The 26,209-nt window shown below is 64.4% G+C and carries 24 protein-coding genes; 12 read left to right on the top strand and 12 right to left on the bottom strand.

Annotated features, from left to right (window positions below):
• Window positions 1–19: 19 nt before the first annotated feature.
• The gene (locus NKH49_RS23950) at window positions 20–472 is read right to left on the bottom strand and encodes an Lrp/AsnC family transcriptional regulator (RefSeq protein WP_023676441.1); all 453 of its coding nucleotides are present in this window, start codon (window positions 470–472) and stop codon (window positions 20–22) included.
• A gap of 162 nt (window positions 473–634) precedes the next feature.
• Between NKH49_RS23950 and putA the strand changes: the two genes are divergently transcribed.
• Window positions 635–4,246, top strand: a complete 3,612-nt coding sequence (gene putA / locus NKH49_RS23945) for a bifunctional proline dehydrogenase/L-glutamate gamma-semialdehyde dehydrogenase PutA (protein WP_352928176.1) — start codon at window positions 635–637, stop codon at window positions 4,244–4,246.
• Window positions 4,247–4,315: 69 nt separating this feature from the next.
• Here the strand turns inward: putA and NKH49_RS23940 are convergent, their stop codons facing one another.
• From NKH49_RS23940 to NKH49_RS23930, 3 genes are read right to left on the bottom strand one after another with little or no spacing between them, the layout of a single operon-like run.
• Window positions 4,316–5,605, bottom strand: coding sequence for an energy transducer TonB family protein (locus NKH49_RS23940; RefSeq protein ID WP_352928173.1), 1,290 nt, complete (start codon window positions 5,603–5,605; stop codon window positions 4,316–4,318).
• A 36-nt stretch (window positions 5,606–5,641) separates the two neighbouring features.
• Window positions 5,642–6,073 (bottom strand): hypothetical protein, encoded by a 432-nt coding sequence (locus tag NKH49_RS23935; protein WP_352928170.1) that lies wholly within the window; start codon window positions 6,071–6,073, stop codon window positions 5,642–5,644.
• Between the two features lie 5 nt (window positions 6,074–6,078).
• Complete coding sequence (locus NKH49_RS23930; RefSeq protein WP_502907927.1) at window positions 6,079–8,292, bottom strand: TonB-dependent hemoglobin/transferrin/lactoferrin family receptor; 2,214 nt, start codon at window positions 8,290–8,292, stop codon at window positions 6,079–6,081.
• A 201-nt stretch (window positions 8,293–8,493) separates the two neighbouring features.
• On the opposite strand from NKH49_RS23930, the gene hemP reads away from it, so the two are divergent.
• From hemP to NKH49_RS23905, 5 genes are read left to right on the top strand one after another with little or no spacing between them, the layout of a single operon-like run.
• Window positions 8,494–8,700 carry a hemin uptake protein HemP gene (gene hemP, locus NKH49_RS23925; protein ID WP_352451949.1) on the top strand — a complete coding sequence of 69 codons (207 nt, stop codon included), beginning with the start codon at window positions 8,494–8,496 and terminating at the stop codon, window positions 8,698–8,700.
• A gap of 9 nt (window positions 8,701–8,709) precedes the next feature.
• Window positions 8,710–9,768 carry a hemin-degrading factor gene (locus NKH49_RS23920; protein ID WP_352928165.1) on the top strand — a complete coding sequence of 353 codons (1,059 nt, stop codon included), beginning with the start codon at window positions 8,710–8,712 and terminating at the stop codon, window positions 9,766–9,768.
• 11 nt (window positions 9,769–9,779) lie between these two features.
• Complete coding sequence (locus NKH49_RS23915; protein WP_352928162.1) at window positions 9,780–10,688, top strand: heme/hemin ABC transporter substrate-binding protein; 909 nt, start codon at window positions 9,780–9,782, stop codon at window positions 10,686–10,688.
• A 5-nt stretch (window positions 10,689–10,693) separates the two neighbouring features.
• On the top strand, window positions 10,694–11,797 hold the full coding sequence (locus tag NKH49_RS23910; protein ID WP_352539708.1) for a FecCD family ABC transporter permease: 1,104 nt from the start codon (window positions 10,694–10,696) through the stop codon (window positions 11,795–11,797).
• Window positions 11,798–11,807: 10 nt separating this feature from the next.
• A complete protein-coding gene (locus tag NKH49_RS23905) occupies window positions 11,808–12,596 on the top strand; it encodes a heme ABC transporter ATP-binding protein (protein WP_352816904.1) in 789 nt (262 codons plus the stop codon).
• 245 nt (window positions 12,597–12,841) lie between these two features.
• Here the strand turns inward: NKH49_RS23905 and rirA are convergent, their stop codons facing one another.
• Window positions 12,842–13,303, bottom strand: coding sequence for an iron-responsive transcriptional regulator RirA (gene rirA, locus NKH49_RS23900; protein ID WP_023676431.1), 462 nt, complete (start codon window positions 13,301–13,303; stop codon window positions 12,842–12,844).
• Window positions 13,304–13,494: 191 nt separating this feature from the next.
• On the opposite strand from rirA, the gene NKH49_RS23895 reads away from it, so the two are divergent.
• The 3 genes from NKH49_RS23895 to NKH49_RS23885 all read left to right on the top strand — a co-directional run bounded on the left by NKH49_RS23895 (window position 13,495) and on the right by NKH49_RS23885 (window position 15,945).
• Entirely contained in the window at window positions 13,495–14,799 is a 1,305-nt protein-coding gene (locus NKH49_RS23895; RefSeq protein ID WP_352928159.1) for a DUF445 domain-containing protein, read from the top strand.
• An 82-nt stretch (window positions 14,800–14,881) separates the two neighbouring features.
• Window positions 14,882–15,310, top strand: coding sequence for a phasin family protein (locus NKH49_RS23890; protein ID WP_352928156.1), 429 nt, complete (start codon window positions 14,882–14,884; stop codon window positions 15,308–15,310).
• A gap of 137 nt (window positions 15,311–15,447) precedes the next feature.
• On the top strand, window positions 15,448–15,945 hold the full coding sequence (locus tag NKH49_RS23885; RefSeq protein WP_023676428.1) for a MaoC family dehydratase: 498 nt from the start codon (window positions 15,448–15,450) through the stop codon (window positions 15,943–15,945).
• A 30-nt stretch (window positions 15,946–15,975) separates the two neighbouring features.
• Here the strand turns inward: NKH49_RS23885 and NKH49_RS23880 are convergent, their stop codons facing one another.
• Window positions 15,976–17,379: an aminotransferase-like domain-containing protein gene (locus NKH49_RS23880; RefSeq protein WP_352919013.1), complete on the bottom strand. Its 1,404-nt coding sequence runs from the start codon at window positions 17,377–17,379 to the stop codon at window positions 15,976–15,978.
• A 104-nt stretch (window positions 17,380–17,483) separates the two neighbouring features.
• Here NKH49_RS23880 and NKH49_RS23875 point away from each other — a divergent pair, with 104 nt between their 5' ends.
• On the top strand, window positions 17,484–18,377 hold the full coding sequence (locus tag NKH49_RS23875) for a DMT family transporter (RefSeq protein WP_352928154.1): 894 nt from the start codon (window positions 17,484–17,486) through the stop codon (window positions 18,375–18,377).
• Window positions 18,378–18,420: 43 nt separating this feature from the next.
• Here the strand turns inward: NKH49_RS23875 and NKH49_RS23870 are convergent, their stop codons facing one another.
• The gene (locus NKH49_RS23870) at window positions 18,421–19,869 is read right to left on the bottom strand and encodes an MFS transporter (protein WP_352928151.1); all 1,449 of its coding nucleotides are present in this window, start codon (window positions 19,867–19,869) and stop codon (window positions 18,421–18,423) included.
• A 139-nt stretch (window positions 19,870–20,008) separates the two neighbouring features.
• On the opposite strand from NKH49_RS23870, the gene NKH49_RS23865 reads away from it, so the two are divergent.
• Window positions 20,009–20,902: a LysR family transcriptional regulator gene (locus tag NKH49_RS23865; protein ID WP_352928236.1), complete on the top strand. Its 894-nt coding sequence runs from the start codon at window positions 20,009–20,011 to the stop codon at window positions 20,900–20,902.
• Window positions 20,903–20,921: 19 nt separating this feature from the next.
• Here NKH49_RS23865 and NKH49_RS23860 read toward each other — a convergent pair whose 3' ends face one another.
• Genes NKH49_RS23860 through NKH49_RS23850 form a run of 3 tightly spaced genes read right to left on the bottom strand, consistent with a single transcriptional unit; the run spans window position 20,922 to window position 23,353 of the window.
• The gene (locus NKH49_RS23860) at window positions 20,922–21,962 is read right to left on the bottom strand and encodes a zinc-dependent alcohol dehydrogenase family protein (protein ID WP_352500893.1); all 1,041 of its coding nucleotides are present in this window, start codon (window positions 21,960–21,962) and stop codon (window positions 20,922–20,924) included.
• A 33-nt stretch (window positions 21,963–21,995) separates the two neighbouring features.
• The gene (gene maiA, locus NKH49_RS23855) at window positions 21,996–22,646 is read right to left on the bottom strand and encodes a maleylacetoacetate isomerase (RefSeq protein WP_352500892.1); all 651 of its coding nucleotides are present in this window, start codon (window positions 22,644–22,646) and stop codon (window positions 21,996–21,998) included.
• Window positions 22,643–23,353 carry a fumarylacetoacetate hydrolase family protein gene (locus NKH49_RS23850; protein WP_352470356.1) on the bottom strand — a complete coding sequence of 237 codons (711 nt, stop codon included), beginning with the start codon at window positions 23,351–23,353 and terminating at the stop codon, window positions 22,643–22,645. Before NKH49_RS23850 ends, maiA begins: the two co-directional genes overlap by 4 nt.
• A gap of 369 nt (window positions 23,354–23,722) precedes the next feature.
• On the opposite strand from NKH49_RS23850, the gene NKH49_RS23845 reads away from it, so the two are divergent.
• Window positions 23,723–24,745, top strand: a complete 1,023-nt coding sequence (locus NKH49_RS23845) for an acyltransferase family protein (protein ID WP_352470357.1) — start codon at window positions 23,723–23,725, stop codon at window positions 24,743–24,745.
• 19 nt (window positions 24,746–24,764) lie between these two features.
• On the opposite strand, the gene NKH49_RS23840 is transcribed toward NKH49_RS23845, so the two are convergent.
• Together NKH49_RS23840 and NKH49_RS23835 are read right to left on the bottom strand one after the other, a co-directional pair.
• Window positions 24,765–25,262 (bottom strand): GNAT family N-acetyltransferase, encoded by a 498-nt coding sequence (locus NKH49_RS23840; RefSeq protein WP_352470358.1) that lies wholly within the window; start codon window positions 25,260–25,262, stop codon window positions 24,765–24,767.
• Window positions 25,263–25,281: 19 nt separating this feature from the next.
• A complete protein-coding gene (locus NKH49_RS23835; RefSeq protein ID WP_352539713.1) occupies window positions 25,282–26,046 on the bottom strand; it encodes a copper homeostasis protein CutC in 765 nt (254 codons plus the stop codon).
• Window positions 26,047–26,209 lie beyond the last annotated feature (163 nt).

The following is a 26,209-nucleotide window of genomic DNA, read 5'->3' as shown; positions in this document are numbered from 1 at the left end:
GGACAACAACAGCGCTCTCCTACCGATCCTTCACCGTCTCCATCGCGACAAACGTCGAGGTCTGGGCAACGTGCGGCAGGGCGGAGATGCGCTCGCCAAGCACACGGCGGTAGGCGGCGATGTCGGTAGTGCGGACCTTCAGCAGATAGTCGAAGCTCGATGCCATCATGTGGCACTGCTCGATCTCCGGCACCGCCTGCACGGCGCGGTTGAAGGCGTCGAGCGCGGCCGAGCGGGTGTCGGACAGTTTCACCTGGACGAAGGCGACATGGCCTTCGCCCATGCGCTCACGGTCGATGATTGCCTGGTAGCCCCTGATGAAGCCGTCCTTCTCCAGCCGTTTGACTCGTGCCTGCACCGGCGTCTTCGACAGACCGACTTTCGCCGCCAGTTCTGACATGGAAAGCCGGCCATTGCTGCCCAGAGCCGACAGGATGTTCCTGTCGATGCGGTCCAATTGGTCTTCCGTCACTGAATTCCTGGTCGAATTGGAGGTGATCAGTCCTAATGATAGATCGATCGATCTGTTCTGTCGACTTCTTTGGACCGACTGCAATCCCTACTTATGTTAGCTTGCGCCGTTCGGTCCGGTGACCGTCGGCCCGCTCCCTTATGCTCGCTCTACAGGACCGCCATGCCAGCGCTCGACACCATCCGCCAGCAGATCCGTGCCAATTATTTGCCCGACGAAGACCAGGCGGTAAAGCGGCTGGCCGAGGCGGCCGGGCTGTCCGCGCAAGACCGCAAGGCGATTTCGGCGCGTGCCGCCGATCTAGTGCGGGCGGTGCGCGGCTCGTCCGATCCGCGGCTGATGGAGGTCTTCCTGTCCGCCTATGGCCTGTCGACCAAGGAGGGCGTGGCGCTGATGTGCCTGGCCGAGGCGCTGCTGCGGGTGCCAGACACCGAGACGATGGACGACCTTATCGCCGACAAGATCGCGCCGCACGACTGGTCGGCGCATGCGGGCGGCTCGAGCTCGATCTTCATCAATGCGTCGACCTGGGCGCTGATGCTGACCGGCCGCGTGCTCGACGAGGGCGAGGGCGGCATCGAAGGCACGCTGCGCGCCATGGTGCGCCGGCTTGGCGAGCCGGTCATCCGCAAGGCCGTCGCCGCCGCCATGCGCGAAATGGGCGAGCAGTTCGTGCTCGGCCGCACCATTGCCGAGGCGGTCAGGCGCGGCCGACCGATGACGCAGAAGGGCTATTTCTATTCTTTCGACATGCTGGGCGAGGCGGCCCGCACCGAGGCCGACGCGCTGCGCTACCTCAAGGCATATGCCGATGCCATCTCTTCGCTCGATGCCGGCGCCAACGGCCCCGACATCCGCCAGAACCACGGCATCTCGGTAAAACTGTCTGCGCTGCATCCGCGTTATGAAGTGACGCAGAAGGAAAAGATGCTGCCCGTCATGGCCGAGCGGCTGTTGTCGCTGGCGCTGGCGGCGCGCCATTCACGCATGGGCCTCAACATCGACGCCGAGGAAGCCGACCGCCTCGATTTGTCGCTCGACGTCATCGAGCGGGTGCTGGCCGAACCGGAGCTTGCCGGCTGGAACGGTTTTGGCGTCGTCGTGCAGGCCTATGGCCCGCGCGCGGCCTTCGTCATCGACTGGCTCTACGAGCTGGCGAGGAAATACGACCGCAGCATCATGGTGCGGCTGGTCAAGGGTGCCTATTGGGACACCGAGATCAAGCGGGCGCAGACGCTCGGGCTCGACGGCTATCCGGTTTTTACCCGCAAGGCCAACACCGACGTCTCCTACCTGGCCTGCGCCAAGAAGCTGTTGGCGATGACCGACCGCATCTACCCGCAATTTGCCACCCACAACGCCCACACCGTCGCCGCGATTCTGTCGATGACGACGGAGCGCGATACGTTCGAATTCCAGCGGCTGCATGGCATGGGCGAGGCGCTGCATGAGACGGTGCGGCGGGCCGAAGGCACTCGCTGCCGCATCTATGCGCCGGTCGGTGCTCATTCCGACCTGCTCGCCTATCTGGTCCGCCGGCTGCTCGAAAACGGCGCCAATTCCTCCTTTGTCCACCAGCTCACCGACGAGGAAGTCGAGCCCGAGGACATTGCCCGCGACCCGCTCGAAACGGTGGAGAAACAAGGTCCCGCCGCCAATCCAGCGATCGTGCCGCCGTCGGCAATCTTCGGTCCAGGCCGGCGCAATTCCAAGGGCTTCGATATCACCGACACGCTGACGCTGGCTGCGATCGACAAGGCGAGGGCCGAGTTCGCCGGGCCGGAGCGCTGGCACGCCAAGCCGGTCAGCCGCGCGGCCGGCTACGGCAAGCAGCGTCCGGTCGTCAATCCGGCAAAACCTTCGGAAGTGGTCGGCACGGTCAGCGAGGCCGGCGCCAAGCAGGTCGAGACCGCCGTGCGCATCGCCGTCGAGGCACAACCGGCATGGGCAAGACGGCCGGTCGCCGAGCGCGCTGCCATCCTCAACCGGGCGGCCGATCTCTACGAAGCAAACGCCGTCGAGTTCTTTGCACTCGCCGCCCGCGAGGCCGGCAAATCGCTCGCCGACGGCGTCGCCGAAGTGCGCGAGGCGGTCGATTTCCTGCGCTACTATGCGGCTGAGGCCGCCAATGCCGAGGCGGGCACCGAGGCGCGCGGCGCCATCGCCTGCATCTCGCCGTGGAATTTTCCGCTCGCCATCTTCACCGGGCAGATCGCGGCGGCACTCGTCACCGGTAATTCGGTGATCGCCAAGCCGGCCGAACAGACGCCGCTGATCGCCTTCCGCGCTGTCCAGTTGCTGCGCGAGGCCGGCGTGCCGGAAGACGTCATCCAGCTTCTGCCCGGCGACGGCCCCTCGGTCGGCGGCCCGCTAACCGCTGACCCGCGCATTGCCGGCGTCTGCTTCACCGGCTCGACCGAGGTCGCCAAGCTGATCGAAAAGCAGCTCGCCGACACCGCCGCGCCCGACGCCATGCTGATCGCCGAGACCGGCGGCCTGAACGCCATGATTGTCGATTCCACTGCGCTGCCCGAACAGGCGGTGCGCGACATCCTGGCCTCCGCCTTCCAGAGTGCCGGCCAGCGCTGCTCGGCATTGCGCATTCTCTACGTGCAGAAGGACGTCGAGAAGAAGATGCTTGAGATGCTGAAAGGCGCGATGGAAGCGCTCAGCCTCGGCGACCCGTGGCGGATATCGACCGATGTCGGTCCGGTCATCGATGACGAGGCGCAAGCGTCGATCCGTGACTATTGCACCAAAATGGGCCTGCAGGGCCGGCTGATCGCCAAGCTCGAAGCGCCGAAGGACGGCCGCTTCGTTGCGCCGCACGTCTTTCGGGTCAAGGGCATCGAGGAGTTGGAGCGCGAGGTGTTCGGGCCGGTGCTGCATGTCGCCACCTTCGATGCCGACGAGATTGATGCGGTGATCGCGGCGATCAACCGCAAGGGCTATGGCCTGACCTTCGGCCTGCACACCCGCATCGAAGGCCGCGCCCAGCATTTCGTCGATGGCATCCATGCCGGCAACATCTACGTCAACCGCAACCAGATCGGCGCCGTCGTCGGCGCGCAGCCGTTCGGCGGCGAGAGCCTTTCCGGCACCGGGCCGAAGGCCGGCGGCCCACATTATCTTCGACGCTTCCGCAAGGGACCGGAGGCCGGCACCCATCTTGCCGAAGGCCGCAAGGTGACTGCGACCGAGCTCGCCGACAATCTGCCGGACCCGGCGCTTGGCGGCTGGTCGACGCGTCCGGATCGTGTCGCCATCCTGAGGAAACATCTGCGCGGCAAGGGTGCCGCCGCCATCGGCACCGCCGCCGCCATCGATTTCGGCCAGGTCGACCTGCCCGGGCCGACCGGCGAGGCCAACACGCTGTCGCTGTCGCCGCGCGGGCGCGTGCTGTGCCTCGGTCCCGACGCGGATACGCTGCTTGCGCAGACGATCCAGGCGCTGGCCGCCGGCAATGCCGTGCTCGCCGTCGCACCCGGCGCGCCGGCAGCGCTGTCGGCGCTGACCGGCAAGGGCCTGCCGCTGGCGGCCATCGACGGCCGGCCGGACCCGGTCGAAGCGCGCTCGCTGCGGGTCGATGTCGTGGCCTTTTCCGGCACGCCCGAGGCCGCGCGCATCGTGCGCAAGGTCATCGCCGAGCGCGCCGGCCCGATCGTGCCGCTGATCAGCGAAGTCTATTATCCGGCCGCCTACGCCCACGAGCGCGCCGTCTGCGTCGACACCACGGCGGCGGGCGGCAATGCCAGCCTGCTGGCCGCTGCGTAGGTTTCGCCAGGGTTCGCGCATCGCGGGGCAGGGGTGGCGCCGACTTTGGTATCCGCATGAGGACGATCGTTACCTGATACCGAGCGGCACTTCGAACTGCCAAGCCGAGCGACCGGCTCCTTCCGGAATAGGAGGAAACGGAGAAGCCCGGCGGACTGCGTCGAGTGCGGCTTTGTCCAGCGCGGCAACACCCGAACTGCCCGTCAGCCTGGCTGACCGGACGCTGCCGTTCGAGCTGACGGTAAAGGCAACGGTTGCTGTGCCGGTGGCGCGCGTGCGTGTCGAATTGAAGGCCCGCACCAGTTTTGACCTGATCTTGCCGGGATAGTTCGTGACGGCTGCATTGCCGATGCCTGATTTGCCGCCTCTGCTGGCGGTCAGGATCTTGCCGTCCTTCCTGCCGTCGGCCATGCCGCGCGCGACATCCGTTTCGTCACGGCCGCCGGAGCCGGCTTTTTTCTTCTTGGTGTCGGCTTTGGCCGCAGCCTTGCCCGCCTTCTTGCGCAGGGGCGGCTTTTCGGTTTCAGTCGGTTCGGCTTTTTTGACCGGCTTGTTCTTTGCGGTTGCCTTCTTCGGCTGCTTGGGCTCCGGCCTGTCCGGCTTCGGTTCGTCCGCCGCGCCGACTGTCTCGGTCGTCTGAACCGTTTCGGCCGGCCCCGGGTCGGCTGGTGCCGGCGCACTCGTCTCGGCAGGTTCGGCCGTTTCGACCGCGCTGACTGGCGGCGGCACGGCATTGTCGTCGGCAGGCACCAGCCTGTCGGTTGCAAGAACGTCGGGCGATGGGTCCTGGCGCGCCGGCTGCGCAGGTGCTGGCTCGGTGCGATCGGCAGGCACAGCGATTTCCGTGGCGGCCTCGTTGACCGGCTCAACCACTTCTTTGTCCGATGTCTCCGCCGCATCGGTGACCGGCTGGAGCGTCTCCTCTGCCGCGGCCGCCTGCGCCTCGACCGTTTCGACCGGCTTGGCGTCCAGCATGGTCACCATCGTCACGTTGGCCACTTCCGGATCGTCTCCGACATCGCCGGCCGCCTGCTGCGGGTCGGCGCCGAGCAGCATTTCGCCTTGCTGGTCGGCACCTTCGATGCTTGGCCGGTCGTCCGGCAGCGTGAGAAAGGCCAGCGCCACGGCTACGTGGAATGCGCAAGAGCAGGCGATCGCCACCGTCCAGTTGCGGCGGCGCCGCGTCTGTCGTGCCTGCCGCAATGGCTCCGCAGGCACCGTCGGCAAGTCGCCGTCGGCATCGGCGATGTAACTGTCTTCCGGCCTGTCGCGCAGCGAAACACGCAGCGCCTCGCGCGGGATGGCGAAATCCGGATCGTCCGGCTCCGGCGGCAGGAAACCGGCTAGTGGCCACGCCACGGTGTTTCGTGCGAATGCGGGTTCCGGTCCCAAAATTCAGACCCCGAAGGCGATGCCGGTCCTGGTCTGCGTCTTCAGCCCGCGCATGCAGGCATTCGGCTCGGCGCCGGCGCATTCCGTGGCGCTGTTGATCAACACGCGGCTGACCTTGCCGCAATCCGTGCCGGCAAGATCGAAACGCGTCACCTTGGTCTTGCCTGCCGGCAGCTCCTTGAAGTCGAGCACGGTCAGCCGGTCGACGACGCCGGCGTCGTTGAACAATGCGATCTCGAATGCCGCTTTGGAAAGGTCGGCGCCGAGTTTGTTGGTGACCACGAAGGTCAGGCGGCAGCCCTTGTCGGAAGGCTGAGCGCCGTTGAGCTCGAGGATCAGCGCCGGTGCTTGCTGTTGTGTCCACGCCGGAGCCGCAACAAGCGACATTGCCAGCACCGCGGCGAACAGACGAAGGGATGCTGTGATGCCTGTCATTGTTGTCAGCCTCCAAACCTCATCGTCGCCGCCAGCTTCAGCGTGACGCCTGGCTCGTAGACAACACTCGTCGTCGATGCGTTCAGCGGGTTGGCGTATTTGACGTCGAACAGATTGTCGGCGCGGAAATCGACCTTGAAATTGTCGGTCGCCTGGTAGCTGGCGAAGGCATTGACCAGCGTGTAGTCCCTGGCCACCGGGTTGCCCTGCGGCTCGCCGTTGTATTGCACCTCGCCGCCGACGGTCAGCCTGTCCTCGAGGAATCGAAAGCCGAGTTGCCCGGTGACCTGGGAGGAAGGGATGGTGACAAGGTCCGCCCGTTCGCCTTCATAGGAAATCGTATGGCCGTCGGTGAACGACGCCGAAAGCCCGGCAAAGCCCCAGGCGGCATCATAGACGCCCTCCATCTCGAAGCCGTGAATCTTGGCCTTGGCGAAATTCTGATACTGGAAGCAGATCGGGATGCCCGGACCGAACGGGCAGCCGCTGGTCGGGTCGAACGGCGAGAGCGTCACGCCGTCGATGTAATCGTCGACATTGTTGTTGAAATAGGCCGCCTTCAGCCGCAGCGCGTCGTCGGCCTCAATGACGCCGTTGGTGCTGTAATTGACGCCGAATTCCACGGTCTTGCCGGTTTCAGGCTTGAGATCGGGATTAGGGAGGAACGGGAAGCTGACGCCGGCCGGATGATTGCCGCTGATCAGGGTCTCCGACAGCGACGGAGAACGGTAGCCTTCCGCATAGGTGCCGTAGAATTGCAGGCCGGAAAGGCTGGCGGTTTCGAAGGGCGAAATGCCCACTGTGATGCGTGGCGACAGCCGGTCGCCAGAGGTTTCGCCGACATCACTGTCGAGCTTGTAGCTGTCGTAACGCAGCCCGGCGATGACCTCGAGCCAGTCCCAGGTGAGCTTGTCCTGAACGTAAGCGCCGGAGACGTTCCTGTTGCCCGAGGGCGTATAGAAGCTGTCGCCGCCCGCCGTGCCGCCTGTCTCGACATCGTCGCCAACCCAGTCGCCGCCATAGGTCAGCTCATGCGCAATGCCGACGGTCTCGAATCTCGACGTGTTCCAAATGTCGATGCCGGAGGTGCCGATGTCGAACGTCGATTTCGAACCCGCCGGCAAAACCACGGGCAGACCGGTGACCGGATCAAACCGGTTTTGCGCGACAAGGGTCGTCAGATCGAGCTTGGTCTTGTTGTAGGATGCGTTGATGTGGAGGTCGAGCCAGCTCTTGTCTTGGTCGGTGATGTTGTAGCGGGCCGTGAAGGTATTCGCCTTCAGGTCGGCGTCGTTCACCGGCGCGCTGCCGCTGGTCTCGGTCCATCCGTCGTTCGAGCCGATCCAGCCCAGCTTCAGCTCGCTGTTTTCGCTGGGGCGGATGGTCGTCTTGAGGAGGCCGCTCAAGACGTCGAAGCCGGTGCCCGCTACAGTGTCGCCGCCGCCATGCTCGTAGTCGTCATAGTCGCGGTAGACGATATTGCCAAGCACGTCCCAGTTCTCGTTGATCCGATAGGCGCCGGTGGCGCTGGTGGTCCAGCCTTCGCCGTTGGTTTCGTAGCGCCCGGTCGCGGATGCCGCCCAGGTCTCGTCGGGCTTGAGGAAATCCTGCGCATCCTTGGTGTCGAAAAATACGACGCCGCCGATCGCCCCGGAGCCATAGGTGTTGGCGACCGGACCGCGGATCACATCGACGGATTTGATCAATTCGGGATCGATGTAGAAGGTCGATTGCGTGCCATGATCCGAGCGCTGGAAATTCTGGCGGGCGCCGTCGACGATGACGGAGACGCGGCCGAAGTCCTGCAGGCCGCGGATGTTCATGCTGGAACTGACACGCCTTGCGTCGGCCTGGACGGCGACACCTGGCACACCGAACAGCATTTCGTTGGGCGTCGTCGCCATGCGGCGCTCGAGCTGTTCCTCGTCGACATGGCTGGCTGAAGCAAGCGACTCGATCGCCGTCTCGCCGGTACGGCTGAGGATCAGGATCTTGTCGAGCAGTGTGGTACCCGCCGGGGCCGGCTTTACCTTTTCGGGCTGTTGAGACGGGTCAGCCTGCTGCTGGTCGGCTGCCGGTTGGGCGGCCTGCTGGGCGCCGGCCGGTGTGGCGAGCAGCGGGATCGCCGCCGCGCCGGCCAGCAACGCGGCCATTTTGCTTGTCATAGAACTATGTGTCAGGCCGCTGCCCGCCAGCCGTCCCCAATTCGCCAACCCCATGCTGCAGCTCCAAGAATCCATGTTCGATGCTGGCTGGCTTGGGGCTCGCTGGCATTTTTCATCGTGTCCGGCGTCTTAAATGTTGACTCATTTACTCCGGTATTGCACTGCTAGATAACATGATCATTCGAGTCAAGAATTGAATCGGCATTTCACGCAGGCGCCGCGCCAGATGCCCGGCACAGGAAAGGGATCGAACCAATGAACACGCACAATCCCAGCGACTTTCGCTATCGCGTCCGCCGTTCCGACGAAAATTCCGTCCGTTTCGACCGGGTCCAATCGGCCGTGAGAACGCTGTCCAGCAACACGCTGTTCCAGGGCGAGCACGAGATCGGCATCGAGCATCATGGTGCGCTGTACCGGCTGAAGATCACCCGGCAGGGCAAGCTCATACTCAACAAGTAGGTGGCAGAAATGGACCAGCGCGTAAAACCCGCCCCGCACGAGATCCGGCGGGCACGGGCAGACAATCCGAAAATGCGCGAGCGCGACCTCGCCGCCCAGCTCGGGATTTCGGAGGCCGAACTGGTCGCCGCGCATTGCGGCGACGGGGTCGTGCGGGTCGAGCCGCGCGTCAATGACCTCTTGACTGGCCTCGAAGCTGTCGGTGAGGTGATGGCGCTGACCCGCAACGAAAGCGCGGTGCACGAGAAGATCGGCGTCTACGACAAGGTCGTCACCGGCAATCACAATGCCATGGTGCTCGGTGAGAATATCGACCTGCGCATTTTCCCAAAAGTCTGGGCACACGGCTTTGCCGTGGGAAAGCGCGACGGCGCCGGCATCCGCCGCAGCCTGCAGTTCTTCGACACCGCAGGCGAGGCGGTACACAAGGTGCATCTCAGGCCAGCCTCCAATCTTTACGCCTATCAGAAACTGGTGGCCGGGCTGGAATCGCCGAACCAGGAGCCGACGGTGGCGATTTCAGCGGGCACCACCGACGAGACCGAGACTGCGGACAACCCGGCGAGCATCGACGATCTGCGCGACCGCTGGAGCCAGCTGACCGACGTGCACCAGTTCTTCGGCATGCTGAAGACACTGAAGATCAGCCGCCGACAGGCGGTGCGCATGGTCGGCCAGGACTACGCCTGGCTGGTCGACAAGAATGCAGTGAACGCCATGTTCAACCACGCCGCTGCCGGCGCCATTCCGATCATGTGCTTTGTCGGCAATCGCGGCTGCATCCAGATCCATTCCGGCCCCGTCGCCTCGATCAAGCCGATGGGACCATGGCTCAACGTGCTCGACGAGACCTTCCATCTGCACCTGCGGACCGACCACATCGATGAGGTCTGGGCCGTGCGCAAGCCGACCGGGGACGGCCATGTCACGTCGCTCGAAGTCTATGGCGCCGACGGCAAGATGATCATCCAGTTCTTCGGTAAGCGGCATGAAGGCGAAAGCGAGCGCGAAGACTGGCGCTTTCTGGCCGAAAACCTGCCGCGTATCCCAAGCCCGACCGCAGCCTGAGGAAAACGACGATGGTTCTTGTCTCCAGGCTGGCATCGGTCTCCAGGTCGGCGCTTGGTCCTGCGGCCGCCGTTTTCCTGGGGTTCGCCACGCTGATGACGGCTCAAGCCGCCGAGGGCATCGCGACTTTCGCCGATCGCTCGAGGATCGTGGCCATCGGCGGCTCGATCACCGAGATCGTCTACGCGCTCGGTGAACAGGATCGCCTTGTCGCACGCGATTCGACCAGCCGATATCCGCAAGCGGCGGTGGAACTGCCGGATGTCGGCTACATGCGCCAGCTGTCGCCGGAGGGTGTGCTGTCGGTCAATCCGTCGGGCATACTGGCGTTGCACGGCAGCGGACCGAAGGAAGCCGTCGACGTGCTGAAGAAATCAAGCATCCCGTTCATCGAGGTGCCCGAGCGCTATGATAATCAAGGCATTCTCGAAAAGATCCACATCGTCGGCAAGGCGCTCGGCACCGAGGCCAAGGCCGATGCGCTGGCGGCCCAGATAGACGCCAAGCTGAAGGTAGCCGAAAAGCAGACCGCCTCGATCAAGGATCGCGAGCGCATCCTGTTCGTGCTGTCGATGCAGGGCGGCAAGCTGCTTGCCGCCGGCAGCGACACCGCCGCCGACGGCATCATCAAGCTTTCGGGCGGCATCAACGCCATCGACGGCTTTGCCGGCTACAAGCAATTGTCGGACGAGGCAGTCATCACCGCCAGGCCCGACGTGATCCTGATGATGAACAATGCCGGACCGGCCACCGCGGATGACGAATTGTTTTCGAACCCTGCCGTGGCTTCGACGCCGGCGGGTGCCGCCCGCAGGCTGATCCGCATGGACGGCGGCTACCTGCTCGGCTTCGGCCCGCGCACGGCCGACGCCATCCACGACCTCGCCGTCTCGCTCTATGGCGGCCAGGTCACGGATTGAGCGCGATGGCCGATCATTCGATCGCCGGTGCGGCGGGCATCATGGCGACGGCAGCCGAGGGTGATCGTTCGCGGCGCGCCCGCCTCGTCATCGTGCTGCTCTGCGTCGGGCTGGCTATCGCCGTGCTGTTGTCGCTGACCTCCGGCGCATCCGATGCCTCGGCCATCGGCGTCATGCATGATTGGCTGTTCGGCGCGTTGCCCGGCGACGCGGCATTGAGCGCCCGCGACCGCCTGATCATCCATGACATCCGTCTGCCGCGCGTTGTTCTGGGCGTGCTGATCGGCGCATCGCTTGCAGTCTCCGGTGCCGTCATGCAGGGGTTGTTCCGCAATCCGCTGGCCGACCCCGGCCTGATCGGCGTTTCGGCCGGATCGAGCCTCGGTGCGGTCGCCGTCATCGTGCTTGGCTCGACCATGCTGGCGCCGCTGACTTCGGCGCTCGGCACGATGGCTTTGCCGCTGGCTGCGTTCTGCGGCGGGCTGGCTACGACATTGCTGCTCTATCGGGTCGCGACACGGCAAGGCCAGACCTCCGTCGCCACCATGCTGCTCGCCGGCATCGCGCTGGCCGCGCTTGCCATGGCGCTGACTGGCATCCTGATCTTCATGGCCGACGACCGGCAATTGCGCGACCTGACCTTCTGGCAGCTCGGCTCGCTGGGCGGCGCAACCTGGCAGAAGATCGGCTCGGTCGGGCCGGTCATCGTGCTGGCGCTGGCGGCAATGCCGTTCCTGGCGCGCGGCCTCAACGCGCTGGCGCTCGGCGAGGCCACGGCCGGCCATCTCGGCATTCCGGTGCAGCGGCTGAAATACTCCGCGATTGTCGGCGTCTCGGCAGCGGTCGGCGCGTCGGTCGCCGTCAGCGGCGGCATCGGCTTCGTCGGCATCGTCGTGCCGCATTTGCTGCGCCTGCTGATCGGCCCCGACAACCGCTATTTGCTGCCGGCATCGGCACTGCTTGGTGCCGCGCTGCTGCTGTTGGCCGACGCCGTCGCCCGCACCATCGTTGCCCCGGCCGAATTGCCGATCGGCATCGTCACCGCGGTCGCCGGTGCGCCGTTCTTCCTGTGGATCCTGCTGCGCAAGCGCGGCGTCATCGACTTGTGAGGGTTTGCCTATGATCGAAGCGCGCGATGTCTCGGTGGCGATTGGCGGCAAGCGCATTGTCGCCAATGTCGATTTCGAGGCGCGGCCCGGCGAAATCGCGGCCATCGTCGGCCCCAACGGTTCGGGCAAGACGACCTTCCTCAGAGCACTGTCCGGCGATCTTGGCTATTCGGGAGAGGTCACCGTCAACGGCCGCAATCTATCCGCGATGAAGCCTCTCGAAGCGGCGACGCTGCGCGCCGTGCTGCCGCAGGCGACGACGCTGTCCTTCCCGTTCACAGTGCGTGAGATCGTCAGGCTGGGCCTGGTCGGCGGGCGCTCCGGCGCGCTGTCCGGCGAGGACCAGCGCCTGCCCGAACGGGCGCTGGCTCGCGTCGACCTCGACGGTTTCGCCGGCCGCTTCTACCAGGAGCTGTCCGGCGGCGAACAGCAGCGCGTGCAGCTTGCTCGCGTACTCTGCCAGGTCTGGGCGCCGGTGCTCGACGGCAAGCCGCGCTATTTGTTCCTCGACGAGCCGGTGTCCAGCCTCGACATCAAACACCAGCTGATCATCATGGACATCGCCCGCGATTTCGCCAGACGCGGCGGCGGCGTGGTCGCCATCCTGCACGACCTCAATTTGACGGCGATGTATGCCGACCGGATTTTCGTCATGCATCGCGGCAGGCTCGCCGCTACAGGTTCGCCGCAGCAGGTGCTCAGCGACGAGCTGATCGAAAAGGTCTTCGATTGCCGGCTGAAGGTCGGCGTGTTGCCGGCGGCAAACATGCCGTTCGTATTGCCGCAGTCTATCTGTTGATATTCAGGTGATGCCGGCCTGCAAATGGCGGTTTCCTGCGCTTCCGGCCTTCGCCGGCCGAAGCATTCATGAGAGGTGCGGCAGTTAAGGCTATGGCCGGCGCAGGCCGGTACTCACGTACCCAAACGTACGCTCCGTTCCGGTTCTCGGAAACCACCATTTTGGTCGCTTCGCGCCCGTCTTCGACTCCGGCTCGGCCTGACCTGAATCTCAACAGACCTCACCAACTGAGATGCGACCAAAAATCAGGCGGCCGGCGCCCTTTGCACCAGCATGTCTATGCCGAGCAGGTGCCGCACATTCGGGCGCGCCGCCACCAGATCGGCGATCGTGTAGCGCGACAGCACGGCGAAGAAGGCGTTGAGCGCTTCGCGCAATGCCGAATTCAGCGCGCAGCTGTCGACCAGCGGACATTCGGCGGCGTCGTTCTCGAAGCACTCGGCCATGGCAAAGCTTTCCTCCGTTACCCGCACGACATCGAACAGGCTGATTGATTCGGCCGCGCGGCCGAGCCTGACGCCGCCATTCCTGCCGCGCACCGTTTCGATCAGGCCGTTTTCGACCAGCGGCTGCAGGATCTTGAACAGGAAAAGTTCCGATACCGAATAGGCGGCGGCGATCTCGGGGATGCGGCTCAACCGCTCGGTGTTGGCGGCGCAATACATCAGAATGCGCATGGCGTAATTGGTCTGACGGGTAAGCCGCATTGTGTCCTCACATAACAGTGGTTGGCGTCAATATGGCCTATAGTTTGGAACAATTCCAGACTGGCGCTGCATAATAGATGAATTCTGGCGTCAAGTTTGCGTGCACGATTGCGCGCACCGGAACCAGCGGCGCGCTTTCTGGGGCAGGCGACACTAGATAAGTTCGCATACACGATCAGGAGCGGCCCATCATGTCACGACCAGCCCCGGCATTTGCATCCGTCGCGTCCGTCCGGTTCGACGCCGATGCCGACGCCAAGCTTTCGGCGCTCAGGCGCACCAAGTTCGTCGCCGCCGCAGCACTTGCGTTTTGCGTGCTGGTCTTTGCGGTGGCGAAATCGCTCGAGAGCCGGCATGCGTGGTTGGGCTTCGTCGCCGCTTTCGCCGAGGCGGCGACGATCGGCGGGCTGGCGGACTGGTATGCGGTGGTGGCGCTGTTTCGGCGGCCACTTGGCCTGCCGATCCCGCATACGGCCATCATCCCGGAAAACCAGAATCGCATCGCCGACAATCTCGGCCGCTTCATCGAGGTGAATTTCCTGGCGCCGGAACCGGTGCGCGAAAAGCTCGCCGAGGTCGACTTTTCGGCGCTGGTCGCGGACTGGCTGGCCGACCCGAACCGCGCCGCCGATTTATCGCGCTTCGTCGGCCGGCTGGTGCCGCAGGCGCTGGCGGCGGTCGAGCAATCCGGACTGCGCGGCTTCGTCACCAGCCGCATGCTGGAGCAGATCGAAAAGGTGCCGCTGGCGCCGCTCGCCGCCGAGCTGCTGTCGGCGCTGACCGACGATCGCCGCCACCAGAAATTATTCGACGAGTTCACCAAGGTGGTCGGCCGCTTCCTGAGCGACGAGCAGGCGCTGGCGACGATGCGCGAGAAGATCCGTGAGGAACTGCCGTCGCTGTTCAACCTGTTTCGCGCCGACGCCTATCTGTTGAAGAAGATCGTTGCGTCGGCCGGCTCGCTGCTCGATGAGGTGCGGGCCGATCCGCACCATCCGATGCGAGCCGAATTCGACCTTTTCGTCGAAACCTTCGTCGAGCGGCTGAGGACATCCAAACAATATGCCAGGCGCGCCGAAAAGCTGAAGCGCGATTTCCTTGCCCGGCCGGAGCTCAGCGCGCTGGCCGGCGATATGTGGGACAGCCTGCGGCTGTTCATCGAACAGGACGCCAAGGCGCCGAATTCGATGATCCGCGACCATCTCGCCACCATGTTCGTCGAGGTCGGCCGCCATCTTGCCGACGACGCGCAGATCAGGGCCGACATGAACCAGGGGTTCATCGTGGCGCTGGCCTCCTTCGTCGAAAGCCAGAAGAGCGGCGTGTCGAAGTTCATCGCCGACCAGGTCAAGCGCTGGGACCTCGCGCAACTGACAAGGCTTATCGAAATGAACATCGGCAAGGACCTGCAATATATCCGCTTCAACGGCATGATCATCGGTGGCCTTGCCGGCCTCGTGCTCTACACTGCCGAACGGCTGTTTCTTGTCGGCTGACTAGTCCGAATGGACCGCTGAGCTTCGCTGCACTATCTTCCGTGCAGTGGCGGCGTTCGCGGCAACAGGGGAGAGAACCAGCATGGCAAAACGACCGGAGTCCGAGTCCTTCATCGACATGTTCGGCAAATTCGGCCGCGACCTGAAGCTGCCGAATGTCGATGTCGAGGCGATCCTCGCCCACCACGCCAGGAACCTGGAAGCGCTGGAGAAGTCGGCACGGGCGAGCGCCGCCGGAGCGTCGGCGCTGTTGTCAAGGCAACGCGAGATGCTGCAGGACACGCTGCGCGAAATCACCCACATGGCACAAAGCTACAGAGCACCCGGCAATCCGCAGGAAATGATGCAGAAGCAGGCGGCGTTCGCCAGGAAATCCTTCGAGACCGCGCTGAAGAATGCCGGCGAGATGGCCGAACTGGCAAGGGCGTCCGGCACCGAATCAATTGAAATCCTGCGCAGCCGCATCAATGAGGCGATGGAGGAGATCCGCGCCGGCGACGACAAGAGGTAAGCTGTTCCCCGGCAGCACGCTTGCCGGCAGCGAAGACCGGCGTTCGCGGCCGAAGATTATGGGCTGGAATCGCACTGGCGAATTGACAGGGGCGGCCCGTCGTGGTCCGGAACAGGCAAGCGATCGGGAAAGCAGGAATGACGCAGATACGGCCGAGGACGCCGCCGACCTTCGAGCAACTCAGGGCGATGGCCGGGCAGGAGTTGGGCGTTTCGGACTGGACGCTGGTCGATCAGCACCGCATCGACCAGTTTGCCGAATGCACGGGCGATCATCAATGGATCCATGTCGATCCCGAGCGGGCGAAGCGGCAAAGCCCGTTCCGCACCACGATCGCGCATGGCTATCTGACTCTGTCGATCATCGGCGCGCTGGCGCTCGAGATGGGGATCGTACCTGAAAACACGCAGGCCGCGTTCAACTACGGTTTCGACAAAGTGCGCTTCGTGGCGCCGGTCAGGGTCGGCTCGCGAATCAGGCTGCGCACCACGCTGTTGTCGATGGAAGACAAAGGTCCGGGGCAATATCTGATGAAGGCCGCCAATACGGTCGAGATCGAAGGCGAGCAGAGGCCGGCGCTGACCGCCGAGACGCTCGTCATGCTTTATGCACGCCGCAAGCGGGCAGGGGCCTGAGAGTTCAGCCTCAGTTTTGCGGCAGCGCAATCAACGCGACATCGCCTGTTCAAGCGCCCTGAAAACCCGGTCGTCTCCCGATTGGGCGACGTTGAAGCGCATGTAACGGCTGGCCGAACGAGACAGGCTGAACGCATTGCCGGGCGCAAGCACGACATTGGCCGACAGAGCATGGCGGGCGACGTCCGCGGCATCTATCCCCTCCGGCAGCCTGCACCATAGAAACATGCCGGCGGGCTGATCTATCCATGGCACGATGCCGATCGCCCTGAGGCGGGTGCCGGTTTCTTCCATGGCGCGCGAGAGCCGCGCGCGCAGCAGATCGACGTGCTTGCGATAGAGGCCGTCCTTCAGCAGCGTCAGTACCAGTTCGGATGCAAGCCGACCGCTGCCAAACGACGTGGCGATCTTGAGATCGGTCAATCCTTCCATCCAGTCGCGAGGAGCGGCGATGAAGCCGCAGCGCACCGATGCCGACAGCGTCTTGGAAAAGCTTCCGATATGAATGACCCGGCTGAGGCCGTCGAAGGCAGCCAGCCTGGGCGCCGGTGTGTGTTCGAAATCGGCGAAGATATCGTCCTCGATGATCGTCAGCCCCGACTGGTCGGCGAGCTTCAGCAGCCGATGGGCAACGACCGGGGACAATATCGCGCCGGTCGGATTGTGGAGCGCCGAATTGGTGATGTAGAGGCGCGGCCGGTGCTCGTTCAGCGCTTGCGCGAACCGTTCGATGTCCGGACCCGAGCGCGTGTAGGGGACGCTGATCACCTTGGCCCGATGGGCGCGCAACAGGGCATGGAAGTTGAAGTAGCAGGGATCGTCGACCAACACCGTGTCACCCGGTTCGAGCAGGAACCGGCACAGCAGGTCGATCGCCTGAGTGCCCGATTCCGCCAGCATGATCTGGTCCGGGGAGGCTTCGATACCGTGCTCGGCCATGCGCCGCGCCAGCAGATGGCGTAGCGCCGGCAAGCCGAGCGGCGTGCCGTAATCGGTCAGCGCTGCGTCGTCGGCGCGGGCCATCGTCCGCAGCGCGCGACGCAATCCGGCCTCGGGCATCCATGACGCCGGCAACCAGCCGCAACCCGGTTTCAGGACGCCGTCGCCGGCTTCCAGCGATTGGCGCGAGACCCAGAGCGGGTCGACAGCACGGTCAAGCCTGGGGCCGATCTCGGCCAGCGACAACGGAGCCAGCGGTCCGGCGGCATAGAAGCCCGAGCCCGGCCGCGAGCGGATCATGCCTTCCGCCGCAAGACGCTCATAGGCTTCGACCACGGTGGATTTGGAAACCTGCATGGCCTTGGCGAACGCCCGGATCGAAGGCAGCCGCATTCCCGGTGTGAGGCTGCGCGCGGCGATCCTGTGCCTGATCGTCGCCATGACGCTTTCGACAAGCGTCCGGCCGCCCTCATCTGTTGTCGTCTGCTCATCCATCCGTACTGCTCGCCCTACCATAACGGTTTTGTCAAACTGTACCTGATTGTCTCTGGCGGAGCCATACGCCCGGCCCGATAGAGGGCGAAATCAGCGGGGCATCAATGAACAAGGCGGCGAGTCGTTGGGCGGCGAGTAGTTGGGCGGCGAGTGGCTGGGTTAACGGGTTCATAGGCGTGCTGATCTTCAGCGGTTCGCTTCCGGCGACGCGCGTGGCGGTGATGGATTTCGATCCGGTGTTCGTAACGGTCGCCCGTGCGGCTTCGGCGGGCATCCTCGGCCTGGCGCTGCTGCTCATTTTTCGTCAGAAGCGTCCGGAGCGGCGAGATCTGTTCCCGCTGGCGATCGTGGCGCTTGGCGTCGTGGTCGGCTTTCCCCTGCTGACGGCGCTGGCGCTCAAGCACATCACGTCGGCTCACTCCATCATCTTCGTCGGCCTGTTGCCGTTGGCGACCGCGATCTTCGGTGTGGTTCGAGGCGGTGATCGCCCGAAGCCGGCGTTCTGGCTGTTCTCGTGCCTCGGCAGCGCCCTTGTCGCCGGTTTCGCAGTCACCCAAGACCTGTCGGTCTCGCCGCTCGGCGACATCTTGATGCTGGCCGCCATCATCGTGTGTGGATTGGGCTATGCCGAAGGAGCGGCGCTGTCGCGCAAACTCGGCGGTTGGCAGGTGATTTCGTGGGCGCTGGTGCTGTCGCTGCCCCTCATGCTGGCGCTGACGTTCATCACTTTGCCGCCGTCGCTCGAAAGTGCCGGCAGGGGCGCCTGGATCGGTTTGGCCTATGTTTCGCTGTTCAGCATGCTGATCGGTTTCGTGTTCTGGTATCGCGGCCTGGCGCAAGGCGGCATCGCCGCCGTCGGGCAGTTGCAACTGCTGCAGCCCTTCTTCGGCCTCGGGCTGGCGGCAGCGCTGCTGCATGAGCAGGTCAGTCCCGCCATGATCGCCGTCACCGCCGCCGTCGTACTTTGCGTCGTCGGTGCCAAGAGATATGCGAGATAGGTGCGCCAGCTGCCGGAGTTGCATGCGAACGGGGTGGAAACCCTCAAGGATGCTTGGCAACGATATCAGTTCGCCCGGCCGTGGCGCGGGCTGAAAATACCGCAAGGATCAGCGCCATCAGCACCAGGCCCGTCGCCAGCTGGAAAGTGACCTGCATCCCTCGTGCCGCTGCCGCAGGTGCCAACACTGCCAAGCCAGTGCCTTCCCCAGCCGATGCGAAGGCGAACACCGCGCCCATCACCGACGCACCGGTGATCAGGCCGAGATTGCGCGACAGATTGAGCAGGCCGGAGACGACGCCACGCTGGTCGGATGCGACGCCCGTCATCACGGCCGAATTGTTGGAGGTCTGAAACAGGCTGTAGCCGGTGCAGACGATGATGATTGGTACGACATAGCCGGCAATACCGAATTCCGCCCGCGACAGAGCAAAGGTGCCAATAGCGAGATCGAACAGGCCGACGATCATCGTCCGGTTCGCCCCGAAACGATCGACCAGGCGTCCGGCCGGCAGCGCCGCCAATGCGGTAACCAGAGGGCCGGTCGACAGAACCAGCCCGACCATGGCTGCGTCCAGCCCAAGCGCGCGCGACAGATAGAATGGTGCGACCACCAGCGTCGCCATCATCACCGTCGCGACGATCAGGTTCATGGCGAGGCTTGCGTTCAACGCGTGGTCGCGGAACCTCGCAGGCTGGATCAAAGGGTTCTGGACCCTTGTCTGCGCAATGACAAACAGCAGGCCAGCCACGGTGGCGGCAATCAGCAAGCCGACATTGAGAGAACCAAAACTGCCACGCCCAAGGGTCATGGCAAGCGCATAGGCGGCTAGCGTCAGCGCGAGCAAAGCCGTGCCGATCCCGTCGAAACCGCGCCGACCTGGCGTCTTTTTTCCGGCCGGCAGGAAGCGCCAGGCAAGCGCAAAGGCCAGCACCCCCAACGGCAGATTGATGAGGAAGATCGCGCGCCAGCCGAGGCCGGCAATCAACAGTCCGCCAAGCGAGGGGCCAAGCGTGGTGCCGATCGCCGACATGGCGCCGAGCAGGCCCATGGCGCTGCCGGTTTTATCCCGGGGAACCGCGTCGGCAACAAAGGCCAGCGTCAGAGCCATCATGACGGCCCCGCCGAGCCCCTGTGCCGCCCGTGCGGCGATCAGCAGCCAGAGCGTCGGCGCGAGCCCGCAAAGCACCGATGCGAAGGTGAACAGGGCAATGCCGCCGAGCAATAGCGGTCGGCGGCCGAATATGTCGGCGAGCCGCCCGACGCTGACGATCAAGGTGGTGATGGCGAGCAGATAGGCCAGGACGACCCATTGCACGAGCTGGAACGATGCGTCGAACGCCTGCATCAGCGATGGCAGCCCGACGCTGGCGATGCTGGTGGCGAGCGACGACAGCAGCGTTGAAAGCGACAGGCTTGCCAATGCCCATCGGATCGAGCGTGCGCTCACCGGGGCAACTTCGTCCCAGGTCTTTTCAGCGGTCGATGCCAAGGTGAACTCCTTTGCCGGCAGCCCCCAATCGGAGCTGTCGGACGCTATTCCCTCGCCTGATGTGGCGGAAGGCGCAGTATTTGCATCTTATTCGTGCATGAAACGCCACATCGCGGCCGAGCTGTGCTACGGTCCTTCCATGTCGTCACCCGATCTCAATCTGCTTGTCGCCCTCGATGTGCTGCTGAGCGAAGGCAGTGTGGCGCGCGCGGCCGGGCGGCTGCGCCTCAGTCCCTCGGCGATGAGCCGGACGTTGGCGCGGTTGCGCCAGGCGACAGGCGACCCATTGTTGGTCCGGGCCGGCCGTGGCCTGGTTGCGACGCCGCGCGCGCTCGAGTTGCAGCAACAGGTAGGCCGCGTCGTTCAGGAAGCGGAAGCGCTGCTGCGCCCGGCCAAGCTCCTCGACCTCTCTGCTCTCGACAAGGTCTTCACGCTGCGCGCCAACGAAAGTTTCGTCGAGGAGTTCGCACCGCGTCTTCTGACCCGTGTCGAAGCGGATGCGCCTGGCGTGCGGCTGCGTTTTGCGCCGAAATCCGACAAGAACGACATGTCGTTGCGTGGCGCGGCGGTTGACCTCGAAATCGGGGTTGCCAGTGAAACGAACCCTGAAATGCGCATTCAGGCGCTGTTTCGCGACCGCTTCATCGGTGCGGTGCGAACGGGTCACAGCCTGGGCGAGGGCCCAATGACGCCGGAACGCTATGCGGCCGGCCGCCACATCAGCGTTTCGCGGCGTGGCCGCGAAAAGGGCCCGATCGACGAGGCCTTGAAACTGCTCGGTCTCCAGCGGACGATCGTGTGCATGGTTTCCAGCTTCTCGGCCACGCTCGCCATGGCGCGCGCCTCCGATCTGATCGCCAGCGTCCCCGAACGGCACACGCTGGGCGCGCGCACGGGCATGTACAGCTTCCCGTTGCCGGTCGATATCGAGGAGGTCACCATTTCGATGCTGTGGCATCCGCGGCTCGATGCCGATCCGGCACAACGCTGGCTGCGAGCCTGCGTGCGGGAGGTCTGCGCGTCGTTTCGCTGATCCAGGCTCAGGGCGTGATCTAGAATCTGGTCACCACGCCGATGCCTATGCCTTCGAAGCCGCCCATCGCCATCAATGCGGCCGGCGCCTCTTCGAGGCTGATCTTCTTGCCGACCAGCAGTTCGGGTTTCAGCTTGCCGGTACGGATCATCTCCATCATCGCCTGGTAGCGAAACGCCTGCATGCCGTGGCTGCCGCGGATTTCGAGCTCGAATGCGATCACCTTGTCCATCGGTATCTGCGGCCTGGCATGGTCGCCGAGCATCAGGCCGACCTGCACGTGGCGGCCGCGACGGCGCAGGTTCGCGATCGAGTTGAAAGAGGTTGTGGGGTGGCCGAGCGCGTCCATCGACATATGCGCGCCGCCATTGGTGATCTGCTTGACCGCCTTGACCACGTTCGGCGTCTTTGCCGCGTTGATCGTCGCCACCGCGCCGATCTTTTTGGCAAAGTCCAGCTTCTCGTCCGTGAGGTCGATGGCGACGACATTGGCGCCCATGGCGCTGGCGATCATGATCGCCGACAGGCCGACGCCGCCGCAGCCATGCACGGCAACCCATTCGCCGGGCGTCACCCGGCCCTGATCGACGATGGCGCGGAACGAGGTGACGAAGCGGCAGCCGAGGCTAGCGGCGGTGGCGAATTCCATCTCGTCGGGCAAGCGTACGAGATTGGTGTCGGCATGATCGATGGCGACATATTCGGCGAACGAACCCCAGGCGCTGAAGCCGGGCTGGAACTGATGTTCGCAGACCTGGTGGTTGCCCGACGTGCATTCGAAGCAGCGGCCGCAGCCGACGGCAAACGGCACAGTGACGCGCTCGCCGCCCTTCCAGCGGGTCACCTGGTTGCCCACCGCGGCCACGACGCCGGCAAGCTCGTGGCCAGGCACATGCGGCAGGCGGATACCGTCGTCGTGCCCCATCCAGCCATGCCAGTCGCTGCGGCAGAGGCCGGTGGCCTCAACCTTGATGACGACGCCTTCCGGCGCCGGCGTCGGATCCGGCACGGTCTGGATCGTCGGCGCCTCGCCGAATTTTTCGAAGACGACGGCTTTCATCGGCTGTTCCTCATGACTTCTGCGATTTGCGGTCTATTCGGCATCGATCTGGTTCTCAGGCGCGGCCTTCTGGAACGCCGGCAGCGCCGTGCAGGCGGCATTGATGCGCGAGATTGTCGGGTAGGGCGTCATGTCGACGCCGAAGCGGGCATTGCTGGTGACCTGTGCGACCAGGCAGATGTCGGCCAGCCCCGGCGTGTCGCCATGGCAGAATGTCTTGGTCTCGGGCGAGGAAGCCAGAATCTTTTCAAGCGGCTGGAAGCCTTCGTTGACCCAGTGCCGGAACCAGTTGACGACATCCTGGTCGCCGGCGCCGAACAGTGTGCGCAGCGAGGTCAGCACGCGCAGATTGTTCACCGGATGGATGTCGCAGGCGATCATCTGCGCCAGCATCCTGACGCGGGCGCGGCCAGGCGCATCCGTGGGCAGCAGCGGTGGCTCAGGCGTGGTCTCGTCGAGATATTCGATGATCGCCAGCGATTGCGTCAGTAGCCTGCCGTCGTCCAGGACCAGTGCCGGCACCAGCCCTTGCGGATTGACCGCGAGGTAGGCGGGTTCGAGATGCTCGCCGTGGCGCAAATGATGCGGCACGTAGTCGTAGGACAGGCCCTTCATCTCCAGCGCGATCCGCACCCGGTAAGAGGTCGAGGAGCGGTAGTAGTTATGGAGGACGATGTCGCTCATCGGATCGGTTGGCCGATGGTCAGTTCGATTTCGCCGATGCCGTCGACGCCACCGGTGATCTTTTCGCCCGGCCCGACGGCGCCGACGCCAGCCGGTGTTCCGGTGAAGATCAGGTCGCCGGGCTTAAGCTCTAGCGCCTCGCTGCAAATCGAGACGATGTCGGGAACCGGCCAGATCAGTTCGGCGAGGTCGCCGTCCTGCCTGATCTCGCCGTCGACCGCGAGCCAGATGCGGCCCTTGTCGGGATGACCGGATTTTTGCGCCGGAACCAGCGGGCCGCAGGGCGCTGAACGGTCGAAGGCTTTCGACCAGTCCCACGGCCTTGCCGCCTTTTTTGCCTCGTCCTGAAGGTCGCGGCGAGTCAGGTCGACGCCGACGCCGTAGCCCCAGACATGGTCCAGCGCGCGCTCGCGCCGGATGCGGAAGCCGGCTCCGCCGATCGCGACGACCAGCTCGATTTCGTGATGCAGGTTTTGGGTCAGCGGCGGGTAGGGGATAATCGTGCCCGAACCGACCGCCGCATCGACCACTGCGTCGCCTGGCTTGGTGAAGAAGAAGGGCGGGTCGCGCTCGTCATTGCCGAGCTCGCGGGCATGAGCGGCGTAGTTGCGGCCGACGCAGAAGATCCGGCGCACGGCAAAACGCTCCGGCGAGCCGGCCACGGCCACCGACGGGGTTGCGGGCAGGGGAAGGACGAAGTCTGTCATGCACTGTCTCAGTTCAGTGGATATGTCGCCGGCACATTCGGCCGATTTGGGCAAACGGGCAAGGCATTGGATGGCGGAAGAGCAGGCCTGCCGCACGGTGCCGCGGAAATCACCGGTACATTTTGCTCTGCCGGCCAAGATGGAGATGTACCATTTGCCGTTAGGCTGGCCATGGCGCGCAGCGCCTGCCGCCAACGCCTGAGACTGTCGACCGTTTCGGGGAACGGACGTGACAGCCCCCTTTCGGTCCGCCCCCGTACTTCGGGCGTGTCGTTATCTCGCACTTGCACAAAGCTCTGGTGCGCTGCAATATAGCTGGAGGAATGCGGCCTCCAGCCCGCCTTTCGCAGGTTCAATGAAGGGACCGGCATGACGGACATCTCCGCGACGCGTCTTGTCGTGTCCAGGCCTGTCGCCGATAGCTCGGCAAGAACCAGGCTTGCCTATCTCGACGGCTGGCGCGGCCTGTCGATCGCGCTGGTGCTGATCGGCCATTTCTTCCCCGTTCCCGGCATCAATCTCGGCGTCCTGGGCGTCGAATTCTTCTTCGTGCTCAGCGGCCGGCTGATGGCCGAGATCCTGTTTGTCGAATACTATCCGCTGAAGAAATTCTTCAAGCGCCGGTTCTCCCGCATCTACCCGGCACTGCTGATTTTTGTCGTCGCCGCGATGGTTGCCCTGTCCGGCACATTCATCGCCTTCAAGTGGAAGGCGGCGCTGACGGCGCTGACGTTCACCTACAACTATGCCGGAATTCTCGTCACCCGCGCCGGCGCGCTCGACCATATCTGGTCGCTCTGCGTCGAAGAGCACGCCTATATCATCCTGGCGCTGATCAGCGTCGTCGTCTCGGGGCGGTCCCGGGTCATCATGTTGCTCGGTGCATTGTCGGTGCTGGCCATGGCAAACGGCGCCATCTCCTACTGGGTGCTCGCAATAGGCTACGAGGGCACCTATTGGCGCACCGACGTGCACATCGCCTCGATCCTGCTGTCGGCGGTGATATGCCTGCTCAAGGCCGACGACAGGCTGCCGGCGCTGTTCAAGGGGCCGCATGTCGCCCTGGCGGCCTCAGTACTGGCTGTGCTCCTTTTCATGGCTGCCGTGCCAACCCCGATCCACTATCTGGTCGCGGTGCCGCTGCTGGCACTCGCCGTCAATTCGCTCGACTTCGGCAGCCGGTATCTGACCGGGTTTCTATCGTCCCTGCCGATGACGATGCTGGGGCTGTGGTCGTATTCGCTCTATCTTTGGCAGCAGCCCTTTTATCAATTCGTCGACATAAAAGGCAGTTCGCCGTGGTTGATGCTTGCGGCGGCGTTCGCTTGCGCGCTGTGCAGCTACTACATCATCGAAAAGCCGGCCCGCTCCTGGCTGAACCGCAATTGGTAGGGCGTACGGCGCCCGCCGTTCAGCCGGCGATCCGTCTTGCATAATACCGCACGGCTTTCCTGCCGCCGTGGATTACCGCGTCGCCCACTTCCGCAAAGCCGAGTGCGGCATGGAAGGCGTCCGAAGCCGGATTGGGTGGCTCGGCATTGACTTCGCAGGTGACGATCGCCTGGCCCGCGCGTGACGCCTGCTCGAACAGATCCTCGTACAGCCGGCGGGCATGGCCGCGCCCGCGCGCTGCGGCGGCGACCACGACGCGATCGACATAGACGAACCGCGGGTAACGCTGGCGAAACCACAGGAAGTTCGGGCTGTCGTAGCTGGCGTCCTGGTCGAAGGTCATGATGAAGGCTTCGAGCGTACCGATGCGGCGCGTGTAAAACGCTTCGGCGAGCAGGAAGGACAGGCGCTCGGGTTCGAGCCACGACAATTCGGCGGCATGCTCGTTGTTGAGCGCGAGGATTGCGGACTCATCACGCGGCGAAACCCGTTCGATCGGCAAACGCACTTCGATCATGTTGTTCGATCTTCCAGGATCACAGCCGGGCGGCTGCGATGGTCGCCGCCACCAGCGCCTCGTCGGTCACGGTGTTGCGGTATTCGCGGTCGAGGTCGGTGCCGCCCATGCCGACTTTCGGGTTGCGGTAACGCATGGCACTCGGCACGTCCTTGAGCGCGGCGAAGTGCATTTCGCTCAACCCGGTTTTCCTCCGCACCTTGCCGATGTTCTCGGGATCAAGCCCGCCGCAGCCGAGGATGATGATGCGGTCGCCGGCCTGCCTGACAAGATCGGCGAGCAGGTCAGCGCCCTCGAGCGCCGTGTCGCGCTGGCCGCTGGTCAGCACGCGGCCGACCTTGCAGCGGATCAGCGCTTCCAGCGCCTCTGTCGGATTGCGGGTCATGTCGAAGGCGCGGTGGCAGGTGACGTTCAAGTTTCCCGCCGCCTTAACCAATTCGCTCATGCGCTGTTCGTCGATGGTGCCGTCGGCAGTGAGGCAACCAACGACGACACCGGCGACGCCGAGCTCGGCAAGCGCGCCGACATCGGCGAGCATCGAACGATATTCGGCTTCGCCATAGAGAAAATCGCCGCCGCGCGGCCGCACGATGACGTGGAAGGGGATCGTCGCCAGCTCGAGCGCCGTGTGCACCGTGCCGAAGCTCGGTGTGATGCCGCCCTCGATCAGGCTGGCACAGAGCTCGACACGGTCGGCGCCTGCGGCTTGCGCGGCCAGCAGGCCGTCTATGCCTTCGACGCAGATCTCGATCAGCGGCAGGCGAGGGCGTTCGGTCTCGATCATAGGCGATCCGTCGATGATTTCAGCTGCCCAGCGGTAGCATCGGGCATGGTGCGATGAAAGCCGGAACTGTTGGCTCAACACGCGACAGGGCGGCCGGCGGTGCTCCAATTTTGCCGCTTGACATATCCATAACCGTTCAGCTATATGTCGATTCATAGCTAGC

Origin of the sequence: Mesorhizobium sp. M1088 (assembly GCF_040318575.1) — a bacterium.
Classification (GTDB): Bacteria; Pseudomonadota; Alphaproteobacteria; order Rhizobiales; family Rhizobiaceae; genus Mesorhizobium.
The sequence above is the reverse complement of the archived record's forward strand: the minus strand, read 5'-3'. Positions and strand labels throughout refer to the sequence as shown.